Origin of the sequence: Urbifossiella limnaea (genome assembly GCF_007747215.1) — a bacterium.
GTDB lineage: Bacteria > Planctomycetota > Planctomycetia > Gemmatales > Gemmataceae > Urbifossiella > Urbifossiella limnaea.
Genome location: NZ_CP036273.1, coordinates 5,727,593 through 5,750,633, shown reverse-complemented (window position 1 = coordinate 5,750,633; position 23,041 = coordinate 5,727,593). Strand labels below are relative to the sequence as shown.

At 70.7% G+C, this 23,041-nt stretch carries 20 protein-coding genes; 9 read left to right on the top strand and 11 right to left on the bottom strand.

What is annotated here, in order from left to right:
• Nucleotides 1–49: 49 nt before the first annotated feature.
• Together ETAA1_RS23460 and ETAA1_RS23455 are read left to right on the top strand one after the other, a co-directional pair.
• Nucleotides 50–1,336, top strand: coding sequence for an NADH-quinone oxidoreductase subunit D (locus ETAA1_RS23460; protein WP_145242840.1), 1,287 nt, complete (start codon nucleotides 50–52; stop codon nucleotides 1,334–1,336).
• Nucleotides 1,337–1,392: 56 nt separating this feature from the next.
• Nucleotides 1,393–2,031, top strand: coding sequence for a hypothetical protein (locus ETAA1_RS23455; RefSeq protein ID WP_145242838.1), 639 nt, complete (start codon nucleotides 1,393–1,395; stop codon nucleotides 2,029–2,031).
• A gap of 54 nt (nucleotides 2,032–2,085) precedes the next feature.
• Here the strand turns inward: ETAA1_RS23455 and ETAA1_RS23450 are convergent, their stop codons facing one another.
• Nucleotides 2,086–2,955: a carbon-nitrogen hydrolase family protein gene (locus tag ETAA1_RS23450; protein ID WP_145242836.1), complete on the bottom strand. Its 870-nt coding sequence runs from the start codon at nucleotides 2,953–2,955 to the stop codon at nucleotides 2,086–2,088.
• A gap of 147 nt (nucleotides 2,956–3,102) precedes the next feature.
• Between ETAA1_RS23450 and ETAA1_RS23445 the strand changes: the two genes are divergently transcribed.
• Complete coding sequence (locus tag ETAA1_RS23445; protein ID WP_145242833.1) at nucleotides 3,103–6,432, top strand: PVC-type heme-binding CxxCH protein; 3,330 nt, start codon at nucleotides 3,103–3,105, stop codon at nucleotides 6,430–6,432.
• Between the two features lie 115 nt (nucleotides 6,433–6,547).
• On the opposite strand, the gene ETAA1_RS23440 is transcribed toward ETAA1_RS23445, so the two are convergent.
• Complete coding sequence (locus ETAA1_RS23440; protein ID WP_145242831.1) at nucleotides 6,548–7,738, bottom strand: serine hydrolase domain-containing protein; 1,191 nt, start codon at nucleotides 7,736–7,738, stop codon at nucleotides 6,548–6,550.
• 18 nt (nucleotides 7,739–7,756) lie between these two features.
• Here ETAA1_RS23440 and ETAA1_RS23435 point away from each other — a divergent pair, with 18 nt between their 5' ends.
• Nucleotides 7,757–8,056, top strand: a complete 300-nt coding sequence (locus ETAA1_RS23435) for a DUF167 domain-containing protein (protein ID WP_145242829.1) — start codon at nucleotides 7,757–7,759, stop codon at nucleotides 8,054–8,056.
• Here the strand turns inward: ETAA1_RS23435 and ETAA1_RS23430 are convergent.
• The 6 genes from ETAA1_RS23430 to infB all read right to left on the bottom strand — a co-directional run bounded on the left by ETAA1_RS23430 (nucleotide 7,995) and on the right by infB (nucleotide 15,571).
• Nucleotides 7,995–9,542, bottom strand: a complete 1,548-nt coding sequence (locus tag ETAA1_RS23430) for an oligosaccharide flippase family protein (RefSeq protein WP_145242827.1) — start codon at nucleotides 9,540–9,542, stop codon at nucleotides 7,995–7,997. The genes ETAA1_RS23435 and ETAA1_RS23430 overlap by 62 nt on opposite strands.
• A 117-nt stretch (nucleotides 9,543–9,659) precedes the next feature.
• Nucleotides 9,660–10,370, bottom strand: coding sequence for a hypothetical protein (locus tag ETAA1_RS23425; protein WP_145242825.1), 711 nt, complete (start codon nucleotides 10,368–10,370; stop codon nucleotides 9,660–9,662).
• Between the two features lie 41 nt (nucleotides 10,371–10,411).
• Complete coding sequence (locus ETAA1_RS23420) at nucleotides 10,412–11,206, bottom strand: endonuclease III domain-containing protein (RefSeq protein ID WP_145242823.1); 795 nt, start codon at nucleotides 11,204–11,206, stop codon at nucleotides 10,412–10,414.
• A 26-nt stretch (nucleotides 11,207–11,232) separates the two neighbouring features.
• On the bottom strand, nucleotides 11,233–11,706 hold the full coding sequence (gene rbfA / locus ETAA1_RS23415) for a 30S ribosome-binding factor RbfA (protein ID WP_145242821.1): 474 nt from the start codon (nucleotides 11,704–11,706) through the stop codon (nucleotides 11,233–11,235).
• A gap of 123 nt (nucleotides 11,707–11,829) precedes the next feature.
• Complete coding sequence (locus ETAA1_RS23410; RefSeq protein ID WP_145242819.1) at nucleotides 11,830–12,123, bottom strand: DUF503 domain-containing protein; 294 nt, start codon at nucleotides 12,121–12,123, stop codon at nucleotides 11,830–11,832.
• A 94-nt stretch (nucleotides 12,124–12,217) separates the two neighbouring features.
• Complete coding sequence (infB, locus tag ETAA1_RS23405) at nucleotides 12,218–15,571, bottom strand: translation initiation factor IF-2 (protein WP_202920360.1); 3,354 nt, start codon at nucleotides 15,569–15,571, stop codon at nucleotides 12,218–12,220.
• A 331-nt stretch (nucleotides 15,572–15,902) separates the two neighbouring features.
• Between infB and ETAA1_RS23400 the strand changes: the two genes are divergently transcribed.
• Both ETAA1_RS23400 and ETAA1_RS23395 read left to right on the top strand, forming a co-directional pair.
• A complete protein-coding gene (locus ETAA1_RS23400; RefSeq protein WP_145242818.1) occupies nucleotides 15,903–16,619 on the top strand; it encodes a tetratricopeptide repeat protein in 717 nt (238 codons plus the stop codon).
• A gap of 410 nt (nucleotides 16,620–17,029) precedes the next feature.
• A complete protein-coding gene (locus ETAA1_RS23395) occupies nucleotides 17,030–17,335 on the top strand; it encodes a zinc finger-like domain-containing protein (protein ID WP_145242816.1) in 306 nt (101 codons plus the stop codon).
• 42 nt (nucleotides 17,336–17,377) lie between these two features.
• On the opposite strand, the gene nusA is transcribed toward ETAA1_RS23395, so the two are convergent.
• Nucleotides 17,378–18,874 carry a transcription termination factor NusA gene (gene nusA, locus ETAA1_RS23390; protein WP_145242814.1) on the bottom strand — a complete coding sequence of 499 codons (1,497 nt, stop codon included), beginning with the start codon at nucleotides 18,872–18,874 and terminating at the stop codon, nucleotides 17,378–17,380.
• Nucleotides 18,875–19,325: 451 nt separating this feature from the next.
• Entirely contained in the window at nucleotides 19,326–20,174 is an 849-nt protein-coding gene (locus ETAA1_RS23385) for an alpha/beta hydrolase (protein WP_145242812.1), read from the bottom strand.
• Between the two features lie 57 nt (nucleotides 20,175–20,231).
• Between ETAA1_RS23385 and ETAA1_RS23380 the strand changes: the two genes are divergently transcribed.
• The 3 genes from ETAA1_RS23380 to ETAA1_RS33520 all read left to right on the top strand — a co-directional run bounded on the left by ETAA1_RS23380 (nucleotide 20,232) and on the right by ETAA1_RS33520 (nucleotide 22,030).
• Nucleotides 20,232–20,699, top strand: coding sequence for a hypothetical protein (locus tag ETAA1_RS23380; RefSeq protein WP_145242810.1), 468 nt, complete (start codon nucleotides 20,232–20,234; stop codon nucleotides 20,697–20,699).
• 109 nt (nucleotides 20,700–20,808) lie between these two features.
• Entirely contained in the window at nucleotides 20,809–21,441 is a 633-nt protein-coding gene (locus ETAA1_RS33525; RefSeq protein WP_145242808.1) for an ISAzo13-like element transposase-related protein, read from the top strand.
• Complete coding sequence (locus ETAA1_RS33520; RefSeq protein WP_261341993.1) at nucleotides 21,401–22,030, top strand: ISAzo13-like element transposase-related protein; 630 nt, start codon at nucleotides 21,401–21,403, stop codon at nucleotides 22,028–22,030. Before ETAA1_RS33525 ends, ETAA1_RS33520 begins: the two co-directional genes overlap by 41 nt.
• A gap of 20 nt (nucleotides 22,031–22,050) precedes the next feature.
• Here the strand turns inward: ETAA1_RS33520 and ETAA1_RS23365 are convergent, their stop codons facing one another.
• Nucleotides 22,051–22,983 carry an MFS transporter gene (locus tag ETAA1_RS23365; protein WP_145242804.1) on the bottom strand — a complete coding sequence of 311 codons (933 nt, stop codon included), beginning with the start codon at nucleotides 22,981–22,983 and terminating at the stop codon, nucleotides 22,051–22,053.
• Between the last annotated feature and the right edge of the window lie 58 nt (nucleotides 22,984–23,041).

The following is a 23,041-nucleotide window of genomic DNA, read 5'->3' as shown; positions in this document are numbered from 1 at the left end:
GGCGGAGCCCTTTGCACTTCGCACGGCGGTTCGGTAGGCTACCCCCACCATGCCCACCGACCAAACCGTCGTCGAGTTCGACGTCCGCACCGACGAGATGCTCGTCAACATGGGGCCGCAGCACCCCAGCACGCACGGCGTGCTGCGGCTCGTCCTGCGGACCGACGGCGAGATCGTCTCCGAAGTCACCCCGCACCTCGGCTACCTCCACCGCTGCGCCGAGAAGATCGGCGAGAACGTCACGCCGATCCAGTTCATCCCGTACACGGACCGGATGGACTACCTCGCCGCGATGAACATGAACCTGGGGTTCAGCCTCGCCGTCGAGAAGCTCGCCGGCCTGAAGATACCCGAGAAGGCGCAAGTCATCCGCGTGCTGATCGGCGAGCTGAACCGCGTCGCGTCGCACCTCGTCGGCATGGGCGCGTACGGCCTCGACCTCGGCAGCTTCAGCCCGTTCCTGTACGCCTTCCGCGAGCGCGAGCACATCCTCGACCTGTTCGAGGACGTGTGCGGCGCCCGGCTGACGTACAGCTACCTGACCGTCGGCGGCGCCCACGACGACCTGCCGGCCGGCTGGACCGACCGCTGCCGCCGCTTCCTCGACTACTTCGAGCCGCGCATCCCCGAGTACCACGCGCTGCTGACCGACAACCACATCTTCGTCAAGCGCACCGCGGGCATCGGCGTGCTGTCGAAAGAGATGGCGCTGACCTACGGCTGCACCGGCCCGATGCTGCGGGCGTCGCTCGACCGCGCGAAGGGCGACCCCGACTGGGACCTGCGCAAGACCGAACCCTACAGCGGTTACGAGGGCTACACCTTCGACGTGATCGTGCCGCCGTTCAAGGAGGCGCCGCCCGGCGCGGTCGTGGGCGACTGCTGGCACCGCTTCTACGTGCGGATGCGCGAGGTGGCCGAGGCGGTGAAGATCACCCGCCAGGCGCTCGACAGGTACGACGCCCTCCACGCCGAGGCCGAGAAGGTGAAGGCCGAGTTCGCCGCCCGCCGGGCCACGCTCACGCCCGAGGAGGCGAAGGCGGACGACGCTAAGCTGGCGGAGTTGCAGCGGACGAAGTACAGCCACCGGGTGGAGCCGCCGAAGCACCTCCCCTCGGGCGAGGTGTACGTGGAGACGGAGTGCCCGCGCGGGCAGATGGGGTTCGGCGTGGCCGGCCGGCCGGCGAAGGAGAACGTGCCGCTGCGGGTGCGGGCGCGGTCGAGCAGCTTCTGTAACCTGAGTGTCACGGGCGAGCTGTGCCGGGGCTGCCTCGTCGCCGACATCCCGGCTATCATCGGCAGTGTCGACGTGGTCATGGGCGAGATCGACCGCTGACGCGGGCCTCTCCCGGCCAGTATTCTGGTGAGCCCATTCCCCCGCGGAGCCGAACCGTGAAGCACGCCGCCGCCTTTCTCGTGGCCCTCGTCGCCGTGTGCGCCGCCCGTGCCGACCTGGCCGTGCCGCCGCCGGCCGGCAAGAAGTTCGTCACCGTCGACCACGTCGTCACCACCGACAAGACGTACCCCGAGCACGAGTTCTACCTCGTGACCGGCTTCATGGGTGACGCGAAGCTGGTGCCGTTCGGGCCCGACACGCCGGTGAAGATCGACGGCGCACGCCGCAAGGGGCCGTACGGCCAGGTGACGTTCGCTGCCGTGCCGAAGGGCGCGGGTGAGAAGTTCGCCGGCATGAAGGAATTCGGCGCCGCTCTCCGAAAGGGCACGGTCCCCGGCCAGGCCACTGCTAAGCACGCCTTCCCGAGCTCGACCACGATCGACGCCAAGGACACCCGCACGGTCATCACCGAGACGCTGGCCGTGGAGAAAATCGACGCCAAGGCCGGCATCGTGCTGAAGGCGCTGAAGAAGAACGAGTCCGGGAACGCGCCCCCGCCGCGCGGCGAGTCGCCGTCGGACGACGAGACCGCCGTCGGCGACTCGCCGCGCGGCGGCAGCGTGGTCGCCGGGCTGGCGGCGGCGCTGGCGATGGCGTTCGCGGGGTTGCGGCTGGCGCGGCGGAAGCACGTGTAGCTCGGTTGCCGGTTGCGGCGTCGCGCTGCGCGGCGCGAGCCGCAACCGGCTCCGTTATTCGCGATTCATGTGCCCGGTGAACGTCGTCCCTTCCACGAGCGGCCCGTACATCTCCGGCCGCCGCCAGTTCACCCGGTCGATCTCGTACACGCCGTGGCAGTGGACCTGCCGCTTCTGCCGCGCCGCGGCCGGGTCCACCTCGATCGTGAACACGTCCTCCGCCCCCACCGGCGAGCGGTGCAGCACGTTTCCGAAGTAGTCCGCCGCCGAGCTGTAGCCGAGGTACGTGAACCCCGCCTCGTCGCCGACGCGGTTCACCGCCAGGTAGTAGACGTGGTTCTCCCAGCCGCGCGCCGGCGACACCAACTCCGCCATCATGCGGGCGTTCGTGGCCCAGTTCGTCGGCAGCACGATCAGGTCGGCGCCGAGCAGCGTCAGGACGCGCGCCGACTCGGGGAAGCTGCCGTCGAAGCAGATGTTCATGCCGAGCTTGAGGCCGCCGAGGTCGTGAACGGCGAACGGCCGGTCGCCGGGGTCGGTGAACCGGTCGGCGCCGAGGCACGGCAGGTGGAGCTTGCGGTAGCTCGCGACAAGCCCGTCGGGGCCGACCAGGGCGCAGGCGTTGAACAGCTTGCCGGTGGCGTGGTCGTGCTCGATCAGGCCGAACACCGCCCAGACGCCGCGGCGGGCGCACGCCTTCGCAACCTCATCCGTCGCGGGGCCGGGGATGGTTTGCGCCGCGGCCCGCACGGCGTCGCGCGAGTCGAAGCCGTAGCCGGTGACGACGCACTCGGGGAACACGACGAGCCGGGCGCTGCGGTCGGCGGCTCTGTTCAGGCGCGCGACGATGGCGGCGACGTTCTCGGCGGGGTCGGCCAGGCGGCAGTCCATCTGCACGCCGGCCACGGTCCAGGTGTCGGCCATCGCGGCGCTCCGAATCAGGAAAGAGTTTAGACAGGATAACAGGATGAAGCAGGATGCCGATCCAAAACATTGCTTTGCTCGGCATCCTGCTTCATCCTGTTATCCTGTCTAAACTGTCTTTCTGAACCACCCACGAGGCACCTTTCCATGCGCCGGTTCCTCCCCGCCGTCGTCGTGCTCCTCACCGCGGCCGCGCCCGCCTCCGCCCAGAAGGAGTTCGGGTTCGACAACCGCAAGGCGTCCGGCCAGCCGTACCTCTCGCCCGACGAGACGGCCGCGCGGATGAAGGTGCTCCCCGAGTTCGAGGCCAAGCTGTTCGCCGGCGAGCCGCAACTCGCCAACCCCATCGCCTTCACCATCGACGAGAAGGGCCGCGTCTGGTGCGTCGAGTGCTTCGAGTACCCGTCGAAGGCCGGCAAGCGCACCCCGCGCGACCGCATCGTCATCCTCGAAGACACCGACGGCGACGGCCGCGCCGACAAGCGCACCGTCTTCTGCGAAGGCAAGGACTTCCCCGTGACCGACGAGCGGAAGAAGGCCGGGCTCGGCGCGTTCGACATGGCGAGCGGCATCGAGGTCGGCCACGGCGGCGTGTTCGTCGGGGCACCGCCGTACCTGTGGTTCATCGAGAACAAGAACGACAAGCCCGGCAAGTTCGACGTGCTGCTGAGCGGCTTCGGCAGCCAGGACACGCACGAGACGCTGAACACCTTCCAGTGGGGGCCGGACGGCTGGCTGTACGGCCTGCACGGCGTCTTCACCCAGAGCAACGTGAAGGCCGCCGACGGCCCCGAGGTGCGGATGAACGCCGCCGTCTGGCGTTACCACCCGACGCGCAAGACGTTCGAAATCTTCAGCGAGGGCACGTCAAACCCGTGGGGCATGGACTGGCGCAACACCGACGGGCAGTTTATCCTGGCGTGCTGCGTGATCCCGCACCTGTACCACATGGTGCCGGGCGGCACGTACAAGCGGCAGGCGGGGGCGAGCTTCAACCCGCACGCCTTCGGCCAGATCAATGAGATCTCGGACCACACGTTCCACAAGAAGAGCGGCTGGGCGCACGCCGGCCTCATCTCGCTGGACGTGCCGCACATGCCGGAAAAGTACCGCAACAGCGTCGTGTTCGGCAGCATCCACGGGTGCAGTTTCAAGCAGAACGTGTTGAAGGCGAACGGCAGCAGCTTCGTGGCGTCGGAGGGCGACGACTTCCTGGTGAGCGGCGACAAGAACTTCCGGCCGATTAACATGCGGTGGGGTCCGAACGGCGACATCTATGTGATCGACTGGCACGACCAGAACCCGTGTCACCAGGCGAAGGCCGAGGACTGGGACTACGAGCGCGGCCGTGTCTACCGCATCCAGCTCAGGGGGACGCAGACGAAGAAGGCCGACGATCTGGGGAGCAAGTCGAGCGCGGAACTCGCGAAGTCGGTGCTCGCAAGTACGAACCCTTGGGAGTATCGAACCGCACTTCGGCTGCTCCAAGAAAGGCCCGACGCGAAGGAGGTGACGGCTGCCCAGGACACCTTGCGGATGAGGGTACTGCCGGGAGACGGGGCTGCTGTCAGGGCCGCGTGGCTCTCCGACGCGACACGTAACGCACCAGACCATTTCAACCACCCGAACCCTGTTGTCCGTAGCTGGTCGATCCGGCTCCACGACGGGACGGGGGCGGTTCGCTTCGCCGACCGCGCCGGCCAGGAGGCGAATCCGGTCGTTCGGCGGGAGTGGGCGTCGTTCGCGGCCCGGCGGATGGACGCCAACAAGGAGGACGGGCTTGCGATCATTCGCAACCTGATGAAGCGAGCCGAGGACGCGAACGACCCGCAGATTCCGCACCTACTGTGGCTCGCCTACGAGAAGACCATTGGCAAGCGCGAGGGGGCCGCGTCGCCGGCCGACGCCGAGTTGGCGTGGCTCGCCGAGCAGGCGCCGACCAACATCCTCGTGCGCGACCAGATCGTCCCGCGCGTCATGCGCCGCCTCGTCGCCACCGGGCATCCCGACGACCTGGATCGCTGCGTCCGCTTCGTCGCGTCGCTGCGCGACGTGAACAGCCGCGAGAAGGCGCTCGACGGGCTCGCCGTCGGGCTCGCCGGCCGAACTGCGGTCCCCCCGCCGTCGTGGGCCAGGCTGCTCGCCGAAATCGCTCTCGACAACAACCCGAGGCACGTCCCGCTGGTGAACAAGCTGGCCGTCAGCTTTCGCGACCCTGCCGCGATCCGCCGCGCGCTCGACACCGCCAAGGACGCCGCGAAGGACGTTGCCACCCGCGCCGAGGCCGTCCGCCAGCTCGGTACGCTGCGGCCGCCCGAGGCCGCGCCGCTGCTGCTGGAGCTGGTGAAGGGCGCCGAACCCGTGCCGCTCCGCGCCGAGGCCGCGCGGGCGCTCGCCGGCTTCGACAACCCCAAGCTCCCCGACGACCTGCTCGCCGGCTGGAAGGGGTACCCGCGAGAGGTGCGGGCCGACGTGGTGACGACGCTGGCGAGCCGCAAGGAGGGGGCGAAGGCGCTGCTCGGGGGCATGTCCGGCGGGAAGGTGGACCGCGCTGCCGTGACCGACAACACCATCCTCCGCATCCAGGCGTTCAACGACCGCGAGCTGAACGCCCTCATCGAGAAGGCGTGGGGCCGCACCCGGCCGACGCCCGTCGAGCTGAACGCCACCATCGACAAGACGCGCGCGTCGTTCGTCGACGAACAGGCGTCGTTCGCCCGCGGCCGGGCGGTGTTCGAGGCCAACTGCGCGAAGTGCCACAAGTTCGACGGCAAGGGTGCCGAGGTGGGGCCGCCGCTGGAGGGCGCCGCCCGCGACATCGAGTACATCCTCACGAACGTGATCGACCCCAACCGCGTCATCGGCGCCCCGTACTTCCTGCGCACGGCCCGGCTACTCGACGGCACCGTGTCCCAGGGCGTGCTGCACGCCGAGGACGAGAAGTCGGTGACGCTGAAGCTCGAACAGGGCGTGCTGAAGACCATCGCCAAGGCGGACCTGGACGGCCCGTTGCAGACGGTGGAGCGGTCGCTGATGCCGGAGGGGCTGGGGTACAACATGACCCCGCAGGACTTCCGCGACCTCGTCCGCTACCTGATGGCGAATCCGTTCCTGACGAGCGCGACGGTGAACGGCACCGCGGCGCGCGTGGGCGTGGACGGCCGCATTCCACTGCCGGACACGAAGGGTGCGCCCGCCGTCGTGGAGGCCCGCGTGACAGCACCCGAGAACCTGAAGCTGACGTTGCTGGTCGGCGCGAGTTCCGACTTCGAGGTGCGCATCGACGGCAAGGCCGCCGGCGTCGGAAAGGGGAGCGGCGAGCGGGTGCGGCCGGACGAGGTGGCGATCGAGGTGACGCTGGCGCCCGGCGAGCACACGGTGACGATCGCGGCGCGGGCGGGCGGCGGCGCGGTGTACGCGCGCTTCGCGGACCCGGACCGGAAGCTGCGCTACCCGGACGCGGGCGAGAAGAAGTAGCCGCGTCCTGGCGAACCGGCGGCGTCAGCCGCCGGGTGGCGGGAGTAGACCGCTTTCCACGGCAGTCGTCTGCAATCTCCACCCGGCGGCTGACGCTGCCGGTTCGCCAGTGAGTTCACACGAACGCCGCCGCCACCGCGTTCGACAGATGCACCAGCCGCCACGGCTGCTTCTCGCGCAGCGCGTTCGTCAGCAGCACCGCGAACCCGCCGGTCCGCGGGTCGGCCCACGTCATCGTGCCTGTCGCGCCGGTGTGGCCGAACACGTCGCGCCCCAGCAAATCGCTCCAGCTCCCCGGCGTGCCCGGGTGGTTCAGCCGCCAGCCGAGGCCCCACGGCTGCGTCCGCCGCAACGGCTCCGGCAAGTCGGGGTAGTCGTCCAGGCGGTTCGTCGTCAACATCCGCACCGACGCCGGCGACAGCAGGCGCACGCCGCCGACCGCACCACCGCTCAGCAACAGGTGCAGCACCACCGCGAAGTCGGCCGGCGTGCTGAACATGCCGCCCCACGGCGCCCCCAGGTTCTGCCAGTACGGGGTGTTCCAGTGGAAGTCGCTCCCCACCATGTAGTCTTGAAGCTGAACGCGCACCACGCGGTCGCGGTCGAGCCCGCCGAGTCCGAGCCGCGTGCTCGCCATCCCGAGCGGGTCGAAGATTTCGCGCTTCACGAACTCCGCGACCGGCATCCCGCTTAGCCGCTCGACGATGTCCGCGACGACGATGGTGCCGCAGCTCTGGTAGCTGACGTTCGTGCCGGGTGGGAACAGGAGTGCCGTCTCCTTCGCGGCCGCAGCGTAAAAGGCTTTCAGGTCGGCGTGCTTCCGCCGCAGCTCGGCGTTCCCCGGCGGCATGTCCGGCAGCCCGGACGTGTGCGTGAACAGGTGCGACACCAGCACCGCCCCCTTGCCGTGCGCCGCGAACTCGGGGACGTAACGCGTCACCGGGTCGGTGAGGTTCAGCTTGCCGCGCTCGACCAGGATCATCGCCGCCATGTAGACGACGGGCTTGGTGATCGACGCCATCAGGAACAGGCCGTCGGCGCGGATCGGTCCGGCGTCGGGCTCTGGCCCTTGTCGGCCGAAGACGCGCGGGGCGAGCGTCTTCCCGTGCCGGCCGACGAGGATCGCGCCGCCGGGGACGGGGGCGGTGGGGCCGCGGGTCCACTCGTCGAGGCGGTCGTAGGCGTGCTGGAGGCGGCGCGGGTCGATGCCGAGGTCGGCGGGGGCGGCGGTCGGCAGCGCGGCGACGGGCACCGGCGCGAGCGCGGCGGCCCCGGCGGCGAGGAGTTGGCGGCGGGTCGGCGTCATGGCCGGTATGCTACCCGCATGGTGACGCTCACGCCACACCTGGACGGCGTTCTGATGAGCATCCGCGCCCAGCCCGGGGCGCGCAAGAACGCCGTCGTCGGCGAGCACGGCGGCGCGCTCAAGGTGGCCGTGACGGCGCCGCCCGAGGACGGCCGCGCCAACGCCGCCATCGTGGAACTGCTCCGTGACTGGATTGGGCTGAAGCGCTCGGAAATCGAGCTGGCGACCGGGCCGACAAACCGGAACAAGCAGGTGCTTATCCGCGGGCGGTCGCCCGAGGAGCTGGCGACGCTACTGGCGTCGAAGCTCGGGCCGTAACCACGCCCGCCGCGGCGCGTGAGGATCGTCCCACCCACTCCAGCGCGGCCACCGCCAGCGCGTACGGCCCCAGCCCACAGGCGATGCCGAAGGCGATCGCGCCCCACGTCGCATCCGCGGGTGGCGTCACCGCCCACACTGCCGTCGGCAGCAGCGCCGCCAGCAGCGGCCGCAACCACGCCCCACGCAGGTACGCCACCGCACTCACCTGTAGCACCCACGCCGCGGTGCCAATCGTCGCCGCGCAGAACAACAGGTTCGGAGCCGCCACCGCGACGGCCACGCCTTCCAACCCGTAAGGACCCACGAGTACCAGGCTCATGCCCAGGTTCAGCGCCGCCTCCACGAGCGCCAGCCGGGCGAACAGCCGCAGCTTCCCCATGCCGTACAGGATGCGAGACGCCGCCGACTGAGCCACGCCGATCGTCAGTGTCGCGGACAGGATCGCGGCCGCGGGGAAGCAGTTGACGGCGTAGTCGGCTCCGACCCACCGCTCCAGGAACGGCCGGCCGAACGCCAGGACGCCCAGGTGGACCGGCAGCACCAGGTACAACACCCACCGCGTGCCGACGAGGAACACCGCGCGCACGCCGGCCAGGTCGCCGGTCGCCTCGCGCTCGCTGACGGCCGGCGTGAGCGTGGTCGTTACCGAGCGCAGCAGCCCCTTCGCCGTCTCGACGAGGCGCGCCGCCACGGCGTAGTGCGCCGCCGCAACGACGCCGGCGAACCCGCCGACGACGATCGCCCCGGTCTGTACCGTGACGCGGCCGGCGAGCATGGCGAGGAACGAGTCGAGGCTGTAACCCTTCACGCGGTGCAGTGTCGCGCGGTCGATGAGCCGGCGGCTGATGCGCAGGCCCGGCAGGTACCGGTAAGCCAGCCACGCGGTCGCGGCGTGCTCCAGCAGGTTCGTTACGGTAAAGACCACTCCGAGCGCGAGCAGGCCGGGCCGCGTCTCCATCACGACCACGATGCCGCCGACGCGCAGGGCCAAGAAGATCAGCCGGACCGCGCTCTTGGCGCCGAAGCGTTGCAGGCCGTCGAGAATGGTGGGGAAGACACTCAGAGGCAACGTCGCGGCGACGTTCAGGAGCATCAGCAGCATGAACAGTGAAACGTCACCCGGCTCGCCGAGTCGTCGTTCGAGCCCGGGGCCGACGAACGGCACGAGTGCCGCCCCGGCCACGAGCACCACGCCCGCCGCGGCCACGAAGACGGCCAGGCAGGCGGACACGAGGCGGTTCAGCTCGTCGCGCTCGCCGGCGGCGTGGTGACGGGCGACGAACCGCACCAGGCACGCGGCCACGCCCAGGTCGAGGAGCGTGAAGTACGCCAGGACGTTCTCGACGACGCACCACACGCCGTAGCGGGCGTCGCCGAGACCGCGGATGAGGTACGGGGCCATCAAGAACGAGACGGCCATCGCGCAGGCGAACGCCGCCCAGTTGGTGGCGGCGGCGACGGCCAGGGAGCGGGACGCGGGCAAGTGTGCGGCCTCCGGGGGTACGGAGGGTAGCACCGATCGATGTGGCTGAACAAGTTGAGTTGCCGCTTGCGGCGAAGCGCGCGTGAACGCCGCTACGCCGCAGGCGGCGAAAACAAGTCACTTCTTCTTCGCCGCCTCGGCGATGTACTTCTCGGGCGTCTCGTTGAAGGCGTCGCGGCAGCCCGAGCAGCACACGAAGTACTGCTTGCCGCCGAACGCCACCGGGATCGACGCGGCCCCGCCGGTGACGATGCACTCGGCCTTCTTCGCGGCGCCGGCCAGCGACTCGCCGCTGCGGTTGCCGGACATGCCGAACGACGACAGGAACAGCCCCTTGCCGCCCTCCTGCTTCTCCACCTTCAGTTGCATCCGCACGCCGTCGGCCAGCGTGTTCACCGAGATGCGGTACGCGTCGCCGTTGGCGTCCTTCCGCTCCACCTTGAGCACGCCGACCTTCAGGTCGCCGACGAACTCGCTCACCTTCTTGTCCGCGCCGGTGACGGCCAGCTTGTACTTCTTCGTGGCCACGTCGTAGGTCAGCTCACCACTGGTGAAGAATTTACCCTTCCCCTCGCCGAACACGAGCTTGATCGTCGGGTCGGTGGTGCGAAACTTCCAGCTCCAGTCCACCTGCTCTTTCCAGATGGTCTCCTTGCCGGCGACCTTCTGCGAGCCTTCGAGGTTCCACACGCCGAGGAACTCTTCGAGCTTCTTCAGCTCGTTCTTGGCCTTGGTCTGCTCGGGGGTGAGCTTCGGCGGCTGGGCCGCCCCGCCGAGGGCGACCAGTAGCGCCGCCGCCACCGCCAGCCCGAACGCCCGTCGAAACATGGATGAACCCTGTGGAAGGATCGGTGTGAGGGCGCCCGCTGTCAGCGCGACTTCTTCGGCTTCCCCTCGCCGGGCTTCTTGCCGGCGGCGAGCACCTGGGGGGCGGTCGGGCAGTCGGCCTTCAGCGGGCAGTGCGGGCAGTCGGGGGTGCCGTCCACGCACAACTCCTTGGCGTGGACGCTCATCAGGTCGGTGAACTCCGGCCCTTTCGCCTTCGGGATCACGTGCTCGACGCTGCCGCGCAAGGCCTCCAGGCTTTCCGGCTCGCCCGGCTCCACCACGCCGAGCCGGCGCAGCACCCGAAGCGTCGGGTTGTCCAGCGGGATGGCGTGGCCGCCGAGCCGGCGCTGCACCACCCACGCGACGGCGTAGTCGTGCATGGTTTCCAGCCGCGCCGCCTGCTTGGCGGCCTGCCGCAGGCCGAGCTTCTCCAGGTCCTTCGGGTCGAAGTACCGGGCCAGCTGCTTCGCGGCCTGCTTCAGCCCCTTCTTCTCCAACTCGTCCAGGTCGTAGGAGTAGGTCATCTCGAAGACGGCCTGCAACAGCGCGATGATCCACCCGGCCTTGAGCCCGGCCGAGGGGAGGGGCCGGAGGCTGTCCGCGACCTCTTGGACGGTGCTGACGCGGACTTCGTTCCAGTCGACGAAGGTTTTCCGCAGGGCGTCGTAGGCGCGGTCGGCGTCGGCGGGGGTGGTGCCCTCGCGGCAGACGGCGTAAACGAGTTCCTCCAGCACCGGCCGCGGCTCGTCGGGGGCGGCGGACGGCAGCGGGTAGCGCTTTTTCAGTGCGGCGTGGGCTGCGCTGAGGAGCTGCTGCTTGTTGGTGATCGCCGGCATGGCGGGCGCTCGCTTTCCGGTCGTGGTCAGCCGGCCCGGTCCGTCGGTCCGTCGGCGGGGGGCGGGGGCTGGTCGGCGTCGTCTTCGGTGTCGGTCTCGTCCGCGTCGTCCGCGTCGTCCGCGTCGTCGTCCGCCGGGGGCGGCTCGGCGGGCGCCATCAGCGCCTTCTCGGCGGCGAGGATCTGGGCGATGGCGAGGCTCTTCTTGATCCCCTCGTCGAACACGAAGGTGACGTGCGGGACGTGGCGGGTGGTGAGTCGCTCGGCGATCTTGGTCTGGACGAACCCGGCGGCGCTGGCGAGGCCGTACATGGTGAGCTTCTGCTCCTTCTCGGAGCCCATGACGGACACGTACACTTTGGCGTGCTGCAGGTCGGCGGACACCTCGGCGCGCGTGACCGTCACCCCTTTAACGCGGGGGTCCTTGAGCTGGAAGAGGACCGCGTTGGCGGCCGTCTCCCGGATCACTTCGTTCACGCGGGCCAGGCGGTGGGACTTCATTCGTTGTCGTTCGTGTGTGGCGGGCGACGGTGGGTCGAACAGGAGCCGGCCCCGGTCAGGGGTCGGAGCATCCGACGCGCGGTAGGCTCCGACCCCTGACCGGGGCCGGCTCCGAGGGACGACTCACACCACCTCGTGGCCGACGGTCAGGTCGCCGCCGAGGTACTCGGCGACCGGGTGGCGGCGCAGCGCCTCGGCCAGCTTCTGCAACACCCCGCGCACCATCGCCGCCTCGGGGCCGACCGCCGCGAACGCTAGTTCCGCCACCTTCACATCGTCGAGGCTGCCGACCTCGGCCGCGGCCACGTCGAACCCGGCACGCGCCTTGTCCAGGATCGACCGCACCACCTGCCGCTTGTCCTTGAGCGTCCGGCTGTCGCGGACCAGCAGGCGGGCGGTGAGGGAGCCAATAACCATTGATGATCGGCGATTAATGATTGATGACGCCCGACGACGCGCGGCGGCTTCTGGTTTGGTCATTCATCAATCATAAATCCCCGATCATCAAGCGTCACAGGGTCCGCTGCTTGATCTCGATCTTGAACGCCTCGATCACGTCGCCGGCCTTCACGTCGTCGAAGCCGGTGATCCGCATGCCGCACTCGAAGCCCTCGCGGACCTCCTTGGCGTCGTCCTTGAACCGCTTCAGGCTGTCCAGCCCCACCACCTTGTCGGCCGGCGGGAACACCACCACGCCCTCGCGGATCACGCGGACCCGGGCGTTCCGCTCGATGACGCCGCTGGTCACGTAGCACCCGGCGATCGTCCCCACCTTCGTGATGCGGAACGTGTCGCGGATCACGGCGCGGCCCAGGTGGACCACCTCCTCGATCGGCTTCAGCCGGCCCTCGAGCGCCGCCTTCACGTCGTCCACGAGGTTGTAGATGATCTGGTACTCGCGGACCTTCACCCCGCGGGCCTCGGCCAGCTTCATCGCCGCGTCGTCGGACGTGACGTTGAACCCGACGATCAGCGTGTCCTCGGGGCTGGTCAGGGCCAGCTGCACGTCGCTCTCGGTGATGGCCCCGATGCCGGCGTGCAGCACGCGCGTCCGCACCTCTTCGTGGACCAGCTTCTCCAGCTCCTTGCGGATGGCCTCGACCGAGCCGCGGGCCTCGGCCTTCAGAATCACCTTCAGCTCGCTGATCTTGATCTTCGACTTGGCCTCGGTGAGGGTGGCGAGCGACACCGGGGCGAACCGGTTGAGGGCGCTCTCGCGGTCCTTCACCCGCCGCAGGTCGGCGATCTCCTGGGCCTTGGTCAGCTCGTCGACGACGAAGAACGGGTCGTCGGCGTTCGGCACCTCGCTCAGGCCGGTGATGCGGACGGGGGTGCTGGGGCCGGCGTCCTTGATGGCCCGGCCCATGTCCGAGTACATGGCCCGGATGCGGCCGAAGGTGCTGCCGCACAGCACGATGTCGCCGCGCTTCAGCGTCCCCTGCTGCACCAGGAACGTGGCCATGACGCCCTCGTCGGCGCTCATGTACGCTTCCAGGCAGGTGCCGGTGGCCGGGCGGTCCGGGTCGGCCTGCAGCTCGTCGGCGAGGTTGAGTTCGGCTTCCAGCAGGATGGCCGTCAGCAGGTCGTCGATGCCCTGGCCGGTGGCGGCGCTGGTCTCGACGAACTGGGTGTCGCCGCCCATGTCGTCGGGCAGCAGGTTGAGGCTGTAGAGCTGCCGGCGCGTCTTCTCGATGTCGGCGTTCGGCATGTCGATCTTGTTAATCGCCACGATGATCCGCACGTCGGCCGCGCGGGCGTGGTTGATGGCCTCTTCCGTCTGCTGGCGGACGCCGTCGGTGGCGGCAACGACGATGACGGCGATGTCGGTGACGTTCGCCCCGCGGGCGCGCATCTTGGTGAACGCCTCGTGGCCGGGGGTGTCGAGGAACGTGATCGGCCGCTCGATCACCTTCTCGCCGGTCTCGGGGTCTTCGACCTTGTGCTTCACGGACCACGCGCGGATCACCTGCGTGATGCCGCCGACCTCGGTGTCGACCACCTTCGACACGCGAATCTTGTCGAGGAGCGACGTCTTGCCGTGGTCGACGTGGCCCATGATGGTGACGATCGGCGGCCGCGGGCGGAGCTTCTCGGGGTCCACCGCGTCGGCGGCCTCCTCGAACTCGCGGAGCAGCTTTTCTTCGGCCGTCTCCTGCTTCTTGAGGATCAGCTCGATGTTCTTCTCGACGGCGATCAGGGCGGCGGTGTCGAACTCGATGGCCGAGTTGACGCCGTACAGCTGGCCGGTCTCCTTCAGGAGCCGCTTCGACAGCTCGCCGGCCTTCATGCCGATGGCCTCGGACAGCGAGCGGACGGTGATCGGCGGGCTGATGGTGACCGGCCCGGTGATCTCCGTCTTCTGCTGCGTGCGGCGACTCTTGCGGAACAGCGCGGCGCGCGGCCCGCGGCGCGAGCCCCACTGCTGCTCGACGATCTCGACTTGCCCGTTCGGGCCGACGACGACCGCCGGCTGACCGCCGCCGGGGCCGCGGTCGCGGCCGGCGCCGGGGCGCCCGGGCTGGCGGGTGTTGCCGCGGGCGGGGAGACCGCCGGGGCCCTTCTTCTTGTCCTCGTCTTCGCCGTCACCCTCGCGGGCCGGGCCCTGGTGGCCGACGCGCGGGCTGCCGGGGCGGGGCGGGACCTCTCCGGGGCGGGGCGGCACGGCGCCGGGCGGGGTGCGCTGGAGCTCGCGCACCTCGATCTTCTGCCCGCGCTGGGCGGCCTTCCGGAGCCGGTCCAGCATCTCGGGCGTGAGGCGCACGGAGTTGGCGCCGGGGCCCCCCGGCGGGCGGGGGCCGGGGCCGCCCGGGGGGCCGCCGACGCCCGGCGGGCGCGGCGGGCCGCCGGCGGGCGGCTGGCCGGGGCGGTACACGGGGCTGCCGCCGCCGGGGCCGCTGGTCCGCTGGGTGGCGCCGGGCGGCAGCGACTGGTTGGCGCTAGTCCGGGGGCCGGCGATGATCCCCTGCCGCGGCGGCGGCACGACCGGCGGCTTGAGGAAGCCGGGCTTCGGTGCGCCGGACGGGCCGCCGACCGAGGGGACCGGGCCGGACGGGCGCGGCGGAACCGGGCCGACCGGGCGCGGTGGGCCGCCGGCCGGCGGAAACGTGCCGGGCCGTGGCGGCTGACCGCCGGCCGGCGGGGTGCCGGGGCGCGGGCCGGCGGCGATCGGCGGCGCGGGCTGAGCCGGGGCCGGCGGCGGCGACACCGGCGGCGTCGGGCGGGCCGCCGGCGCGACGTCAGTCGGCGGCGTGACCGGCGCCGCGGGCGGGCTGACGGGGCGGGGCGGGGCGGTGGCGGCCGGGCGCGGCGGGGCGTTCAGGTTGCGGACGCCGCCGCCGAGGTTGCGGACGCCGCCGCCCGTGACGGTCGGGATGATGTTCGCCGGCGGGGTCGGGGACGATTGCGGCGCTACGGACGCGGGAGTTTCGGCGACAACGTCGGGAACTTCGGGTTCCGGGGCCGGCGCGGGTTCGGCCTCGGGGGTCGGCTCGGGAGCGGGCGCCTCGACGACGGGGGCCGGCGCCGCCTCCGCGACGGGTGCGGGCTTCGGCTTGGCGACGGGCGGGGCGGGCTTCGGGGCGACGGCCTTGGGCAGCGTCTTGACGGACGTGTCGAGCTTGGCGGCCGGCGGGATGGCGGGCTTGGTCGGGGCGGGGGCGGCGCCGGCGGCCTTCGGCGGGCCTTTCTTGGCGCGCTCCTTCAGTGCGTCGATCTGCTCGGGCTCCAGGGTGTTCAGCTGGTTTTTCAACCCGCCGTACCCGAGCTCCTGCGCCATCGCGATCAGGTCCTTGCTGGGGACGCTGAGGTCCTTGGCCAGCTCGAACACGCGAACTTTTTTGTCCTTCGCCACCGGATTCGGCTGCAAGCGATGCTCCTGGAGGGATGCCCTGTACACCCCGTGCCCGTCCGCGGACGTCCCCGCGAGCCCGACGGAACGGTCGGTCCGACCCGAATAGGCTTATTCTAAGCCGGGAGGCCCGCGCGAAAAGGGCAATCGGCGGGACCGACAAGAACGGGGCGACCCTCGTGAGAGAGGGAAGCGCGGTCGGGAGGTTCGGGAGGGCTGTCCTGTCACCCCGGGCGGGCGGTGGTCGGGACGGGGGATTATACCCGTAGTGCCGGCGGATTGTGTGGGCTTCCGCAGACGGGCGGCCGGCCGGGCGCGACACTGCCGGGGAGGGTGGGGAGGGACGCACATGCGGGGAGCGATTGCGGTTCTGGTGCTGATCGGCGGCGTGGCCGCGGCCCAGGATCGGCCGGCCGACTGGGAAGGCGAGCTGGTCGTCGGGAAGAAATACGCCAAGGACATCACCTTCGGCAAGTGGGTCAACGACAAGTACGAGCAGTACACGTTCCGGGGCATGTACCTGATTCAGGTACGGGAGGACAAAAACGGCTGGATCCGCGTCTTCGACGGCCATCGCGAGGCGTGGGCCAAGAAAGACGAGTTCGTGCTGTCGAAGGACGCCCCGGCCTACTTCACCGACCGCATCCGGGCGGACCCGAAGGACACGTTCGCGCTCTGGCGGCGGGGGATTGGCTGGGTGGACCGCGGAGAGTACGACCACGCGATTAAAGACTTCGACGAGGTCATCCGGCTCGACCCGCGACGGGCGGACCTGTTCAACGCCCGCGGCGTGTGCTGGCGCCTCAAGGAGGACTGGGACCGGGCGCTCGCGGACTTCGACGAGGCGATCCGACTCGCCCCGGCAGGTGCCGTGGTACTCAACAACCGTGCGTTCGTTCTGCGCGTGACGGGAGAACTGGATCGGGCGTTGAAGGACTACGACGAGGCCGTTCGCCTCGACCCGCGGAGCGGAGATGCGGTGTTGGGGCGTGCCGTCGCGCTACTTCTGGCCCGCCGCGCCGGAGCGGCCGGAGAATTCCGACGGGCTTTCGACCTGGACGGGTAATCCCAGGCTGTTCGGCCAACAGCCGTCATCATCGGCAACCTCGCGGCCCGGCGGGAGAAGGACGACGCGGCGGCGAAGTGGTTCCTGGCCGGCGCCGACAAGCTCAAGGCCGGGTGGCAGCAACCCGTCGTCCGGTTCCTCCGCGGCGACCTGGACGAGCCAGGGCTGCTGAAGCTCGCCACCGACAAGGGCAAGGAAACCGAGGCACGGGCCTACCTGGGGCTCGACCACCTGATTCGCGGGAATCGGGACGCGGCTCGGGCACACTTCCGCTGGGTGAAGGATGAGGGCGAGAAGGCGCGGGTGCCGTACACGCTCGCGGTGACCGAGCTGGCGCGGCTGGAGAAGGGCGAGACGCCGAAGCGGTGACGGCCGGGCGACCGCAGGCCGCACCTGCGGCCGGGGGGATCATGCCAGAGCGATGCGCAGTGTGCGGCGGTACGGGGCGGGCGACCGTCTTCCTGGCCGGCGGAGGGGTGATCGAGGAGGCGTGTCGGCGGTGCGGCGGGACCGGACGCGGATGGCCGGTCGTCCCGACAACGCGGCCGGACCGTCCGCCGCGCGACGGGTCCGTCGGCTTCTTCGAACTGACCCCCGGGCGGCGTGTGTTCCTCGGGGCGGTCGTAACCGCGCTCGGGCTGGTCGGCTTGCTCCTGAGCCGGGTCGGCCGGCCGCCCTGGGCCGACCGCGACCGAACCGAGCCGCCGGCGAAGTGAGCGACGGGTCACGCCGACTCGTCGCTCACGGCCCGACAGACCTCAGGCCGTCGGCTGTGGTTCCGCTTCCTTCGCCGGCTCCTCAGTGGTCGGCTCCTCCGCCGGGGCTTCTTCGCTCGCCTCGGCCGGCGCCTCCGCGACCTCGGTCGTAGCCTCGCCCTCGGCCGGCACCTCCGCCGTCTCGCCCGCCTCGGCGCCCTCTGGCGGCGCCTCGCCCTCGGCCGGGGCCGCCGCGGCGGCGGCTTCCGCGGCCGCGGCTTCGGCTGCGGCCGCTTCCGCCTCGGCCTGCTCGTCGGCGAGCCGCTGCGCCTCGGCCGCCTCGCGCGCCTCCAACTGCGCCTGCTCTTCGGCCGCGCGCCGCTCTTCCTCGACCGACCGCTCCATGACGTCCGTGTACTCCTCCGCGTACATCACGATCTCGTCAGCCTGCTCCTCCGGCAGGCCCGAGATTTCGGCCAACTCGGCGCCGTCGATCATGCTCAGGTCGTTGTAACTGAGGAAGCCCTGGTCGATCATCGCGTTCGTCAGGTCCGGGCTGGCGTGCGGTAGCTGCCCGAACCAGCGCTCGGCCCGCTCCAGCGACTCGGCCAGCTCGTCGTGCGTCATGATCTCGATGTCCCAGCCCACCAGCTTCGACGCCAGCCGGACGTTCTGCCCGCGCCGGCCGATCGCCAGCGACAGCTGGTCGTCCGTCACCAGCACGATCGCCCGGCCGAGCCGCTGGTAGGTGAATACTTCCGAAATCTGCGCCGGCTGCAGCGCGTTCGGGATGAGCACTTGAAGCGAGTCGTTCCACCGCACGATGTCGATGCGCTCGCCGTTCAGCTCCTCGATCACGTTCTTGATGCGGCTGCCGCGCACGCCGACGCACGCGCCCACGGCGTCCACCTTCAGGTCGATGCTGGTGACGGCCACCTTCGAGCGGTACCCCGCCTCGCGGGCCACGGCGCGGATGTCGATGATCCGCTCGTCGATCTCGGGGATTTCTTCCTCGAACAGCGTGCGGACGAAGTCCGGGTGGCAGCGGCTGAGCACGATCTTGACCCGGTGCCCCTGCCGCCGCACTTCGAGGATCACGGCCTTGACGCGCTCGCCGACGTGGTGCGTCTCGCCGGGGATCTGCTCGCTGCGGGGCAGCAGCGCCTCGCTCTTGCCGAGCGAGACGATGGCGGTGCCGGCGTCCACGCGGGTGACGGTGCCGATGAGGAGTTCGCCCTTCTTGCCGGTGAACTCGTTGTAGACGGTGTCGCTCTCGGCCTCGCGGATCTTCTGGATCATCACCTGCTTGGCGGACTGGGCCGCGATGCGGCCGAGCGTCTCGGGGTCGAGTTCCTGCTCGCCGTACCGGGCGGTGATGTGCCCGGTGGCCTGGTCGATGCTGACGAGCACGCCCTCTTCCACCTGGAAGTGGCGCTCGGCGGCCAGCTTGATGGCCTGTTCGATGCCGACGAAGATCGTCTCGCGGGCGATCTTCTTCTCCTCGTGCATCTTCTCGACGAGTTCGAGGACGGCCTTGCCGGGGTCCTTCTTGGTGGTCATGTCGGCGTCCTCTCTGGTGGCAGAAACACAAACACCCGGCGCGGCGGGCCGGAGGGGCCGCACCGACCGGGTGGTCAGAGCGCGAGACCGGCCGCAGTGCCCGAAGGGCCGCGGCCGACCTCCGGAGTGGTCGCCGTCCGCCGCGGCCCGGATACGCGAACACCGGCCGAAGGGCCGGTGCGTCCGTGGGGCCGCAGGTGACACGGGTATTGTTGGCGCTAGCCGCCCCGGGTGCAAGAGGGTTCGCGAGAAGTTTTCGCGTCCGTGTCGTGAACGTGGGCGGGTGGCGCGGCCGAGGGTTCGTGGTCCACGTCGTCGCCGTGGCAGCCGTGGCCGACCAGGGGCAGCGTCAGAACCCACAACAGGGTGAAGGCGGGGAACCAGGAAGTAGCCCGACCGCTTGCGGCGTGGCACCGCGGTGCCACGCCGCAAGCGGCGGCATAACCGCCCCTCATCGCATCCCCTTCAGGTGCCGGTCGAGGAAGCGCACTGTCGCCGTCATCCCGGCGGCCGCCTGCTCCGCCCGCCACGGGCCGTGCCCGTTCCCCGGCACCCGCACCAACTCCGCCTCGGCCCCCGCCGCGACCAACTTCTCGTGCAATTTCTCGGAGTGGACGATCGGCACGATCAGGTCGGCCGTCCCGTGGACGAGCAGCACCGGCGGCACGCCCTTCGCGGCGAAGGCGACCGGCGACGCCCGCCTGTACACCTCCGGGTCGGTCTTGCACGCCTTCCCCAAGAAGGGCACCATGAAGGCGTCTTCGAGGTCGGGGTCTTTCGAGTACAGCGTCAGGTCCGTGGGGCCGAAGAAATCGACGACGCACCTCGCGCCCAGCGGCTGACCCGCCGGCGGGTCGAAGGCCGCCAGCATCGCCAGGTGGGCGCCGGCGGAGAAGCCGCCGACGGCGAACTTGTCGGGGTCCGCGCCGTACGTCTTGGCGTTGGCGCGGACGAACCGCACGGCCGACCGCACGTCGTGGAGTTGGTCGGGCAGCAGGTGCTTCGGCGCCAGCCGGTAACTGGCCGACGCCGCGACGTACCCCTTGGCGGCGAGCGCCTCGATGACCCAGCTGAGCTGCGCCCGCGTGCCGAACCGCCACGCCCCGCCGTGGAATAGCACGACCGCCGGGTGTGGCCCGACGGTCGCCGGCGTGGCGACGTCTAACTGTAACGTCTCCCCGCCGGCAGTGGCGTAGGTGACGGCGCGGGTTACCTTCACCGCGGGGTCGGGCCGCGCGGCCGCCGGGACGGCGGCGAGCGCGACGGCGGCGGCGAGGGCCAGCGCGGCACGGGAAAGCATCCGGCGGCTCCGGGAGCGGGGGCTCGGGTATTCTACGTCACCGGCGGGGTGGCCGTCATGGACTTCTGCATCGTCAACGCCGCGAAGCTGATGCACGGGCAGCACGCCACCACCATGCTGGTCAACGACCACGTCAACGCCCGCCTCAGTAACTACGGCTCGGCGGTGAAGGACGTGTGCGTCGAACTCGTCTACCCGTCGCGGGGCAAGCCGGCTGGCACGTCGCGCTTCGAGACGGAAATCTACCGGCTGGCGGCAAGCTGCCCGCGTGTCACGTTCCGGAGAGAGCAGCGGCGGATCGACGTGCGCGTCCTCTGCCGCGGCGTCGGGGTGCGGCGCATCTGCGGCGACGGTCACCTGACGCGGGCCGAGACGGCGGTGCTGGCGGGGACGGTGTCGGCGGCGCTCGAGCTGATCCGCCCGCGGATCAAACCGGCCGACAAGTTCGACGTGGAGGCCTTCCTGACGGACGCCCGGGACGCGCTCACGGGCAGCGCCTCGGCGCTGCGGCGCTACCTGGCGTGAACTGGTTAGGCGTCCGGCGAGTCGAATCCTACCCATCGGTTCAGCTTCCGCCGGCGAGTCGGGTTGGGGATGATAGCGGCCACCCGCCATTCCCCCCGAGCCCCGAGTCATGGACGACTCCACCGACCCGACCGACCGCCTCCTGCAACGGGCCGCCGACCGCCTGACCGGGCACCCCAAGCGGCTGTTCCAGGCCGAGGTCGCCGTCGCCCTGTGCGGCGGCAGCGCCCGCCGGGCCGAGCGGCGGTTCGGGTGGGGCCGGGACGCCGTGCGCACCGGCCTTCACGAGCTGGCGTCCGGCATCCGGTGCGTCGACAACTTCCCGGCCCGGGGGCGGGTGCGGACGGAGGACGCCGACACGTCCCTCGCCGCCGACATCCGGGACCTGGTCGAGCCCCGGACCCACGCCGACCCGGAACTCAAGACCGACCGCCGGTACACCGACCTGGCCGCCCGGGAGGTCCTCGCCCGGCTCCGCGCCAGCGGGTACGCGGACGCCGACCTGCCGGCCGAGCGGACGATGCGGGACATCCTCAACCGGATGGGGTACCGGCTGGCCCGGGTGCGGAAGGGGCGGCCGCTGAAGAAGACGGCCGACACCGACCTCATCTTCGCCAACGTCGTGGCCGCCCGGGCGGCGGCCGCGGCCGACCCGGGGAGTCTGGAAATCTCGGTCGATACCAAGGCGAAGGTGGCCGAGGGTGCATACGTCCGCGGGGGGAAAAACCCGGACGGCCGGTGACGGGTCGTCCGCCAAGGGGTTGGACCACGACCCGCCGCCGGCCCGGAAGTGGACCCCGCTGGGCATCCTGATGGTCGCGACCGGGGCGCTGTCCTTGTTCTTCGGCCCGCGGGAGACGAGCGACCTGTGGGCGGACGGGCTGGGGCGGTGGTGGGACCGGGTGAAGGGCGGGCTCGGGCACGTCCGCCGGCTGGTCGTGTACCTCGACAACGGGCCGAACTGCTCGGGCTCCCGGACCCAGTTCCTCAAGCGGATGGTGGCGTTCGCCGACGCCTCCGGGCTGGTCGTCCGGCTCGTCTACTACCCGCCGTACCACAGCAAGTACAACCCGGTCGAGCGGTGCTGGTCGGCGCTGGAGCGGAAGTGGCGGGGCGGGCTGCTGACGAGCCTGGCGGTCATCCTCGGGTACGCCCGGCGAATGACCTGGCAGGGGGAGGCGCCGGCGGTGGACACCCTGTCGGGCGGGTACCCCAGCGGTGTGACGCTGACGAAGGCCGAGATGCGGCCGGTCGAAGCCCGGCTGGAGCGGTCGAAGACGCTACCCAAGTACGACATCACCATCCGCCCCCGGAAGCCGAGGGGTAGGTAGCGTTTCACCTGCCGGACGCCTTACTGCCCGCCGGCGGTGGCCGGGGTCGTGTCCAGGCCGGCGAGGACGTGGGTGGCGCGGTCGGCCCGGTAGTAGTCGAACTCGGCCCCGTACACCGACGCGCCGACCTCGTGAAGGTAGACGCCGGTGGTGCCCCACTTCCCCTCCACCAGCACCGGCATTCCGGAGGTGACGTAGCGGACCACGCCGGTGTGCGTGACCACGCCCGCCGTGCGGTACACGACCAGGTCGCCCGGCTGCGGCACGGTTACCTGGGCGTAACCGTTGTCGTCGAGAATCTGATCCACCTCGACCCCGCTGACCCAGTACCGGCCGCCGGTGAAGACCCAGCCGTGGCAGTTCGACCGGTCGTCGGCCGGTTGCCGGCGGATCACCCGGTTGCGGACCGAGTCGCTGTCCAGGAAGCGGTCCTCGATGGCGGCCATCTCGGCCCGGGCACGCGGGTCGGTCGCCTCCAGCACCTGAACGACGGTGCCGCGGTCGGTCGCCACGCGCGTGGCGATCGGGCGCGTCGCCGGCTTCTCCGTTAGCGCCGACAAACTTTCCAGTGCCCGGTCGGCGGCGGCCTCGTAGTGGTACTCGAAGCACGCCACCGACCCGACCGCGACGAGGAACCCGGTGCCGGCGAGCGCCCCCCAGCGGGTGCCCGGCCGTCGGGCGATGACGAAGGCGAGGGTCGGTCCGACGCCCGCGATCACCATGCCGGTAGCTGCGGCGCCGGCCGCCAGCCACCCGGAGCTGTCCGTCCCGGCGACGACCCATGCCCCGACCCCGGTGACGACACACGTCCCGGCCGCCGCGGCGACGCGAGCCGTGATGCCGAACCGGCCGAAGACGAGGTTGGCGGCGCCGCCGAGGAGCATCCCGAGACCGGCAGCAAAGACGGTGACGAGCACGGTGAAGTCGGGCTGGGCGAAGTCGTTACTGTGCATGTCGGTCATCCCCGCGGCGGGGCACCCTTCCGAAGACGCTACGGCACCCTATCTCTAA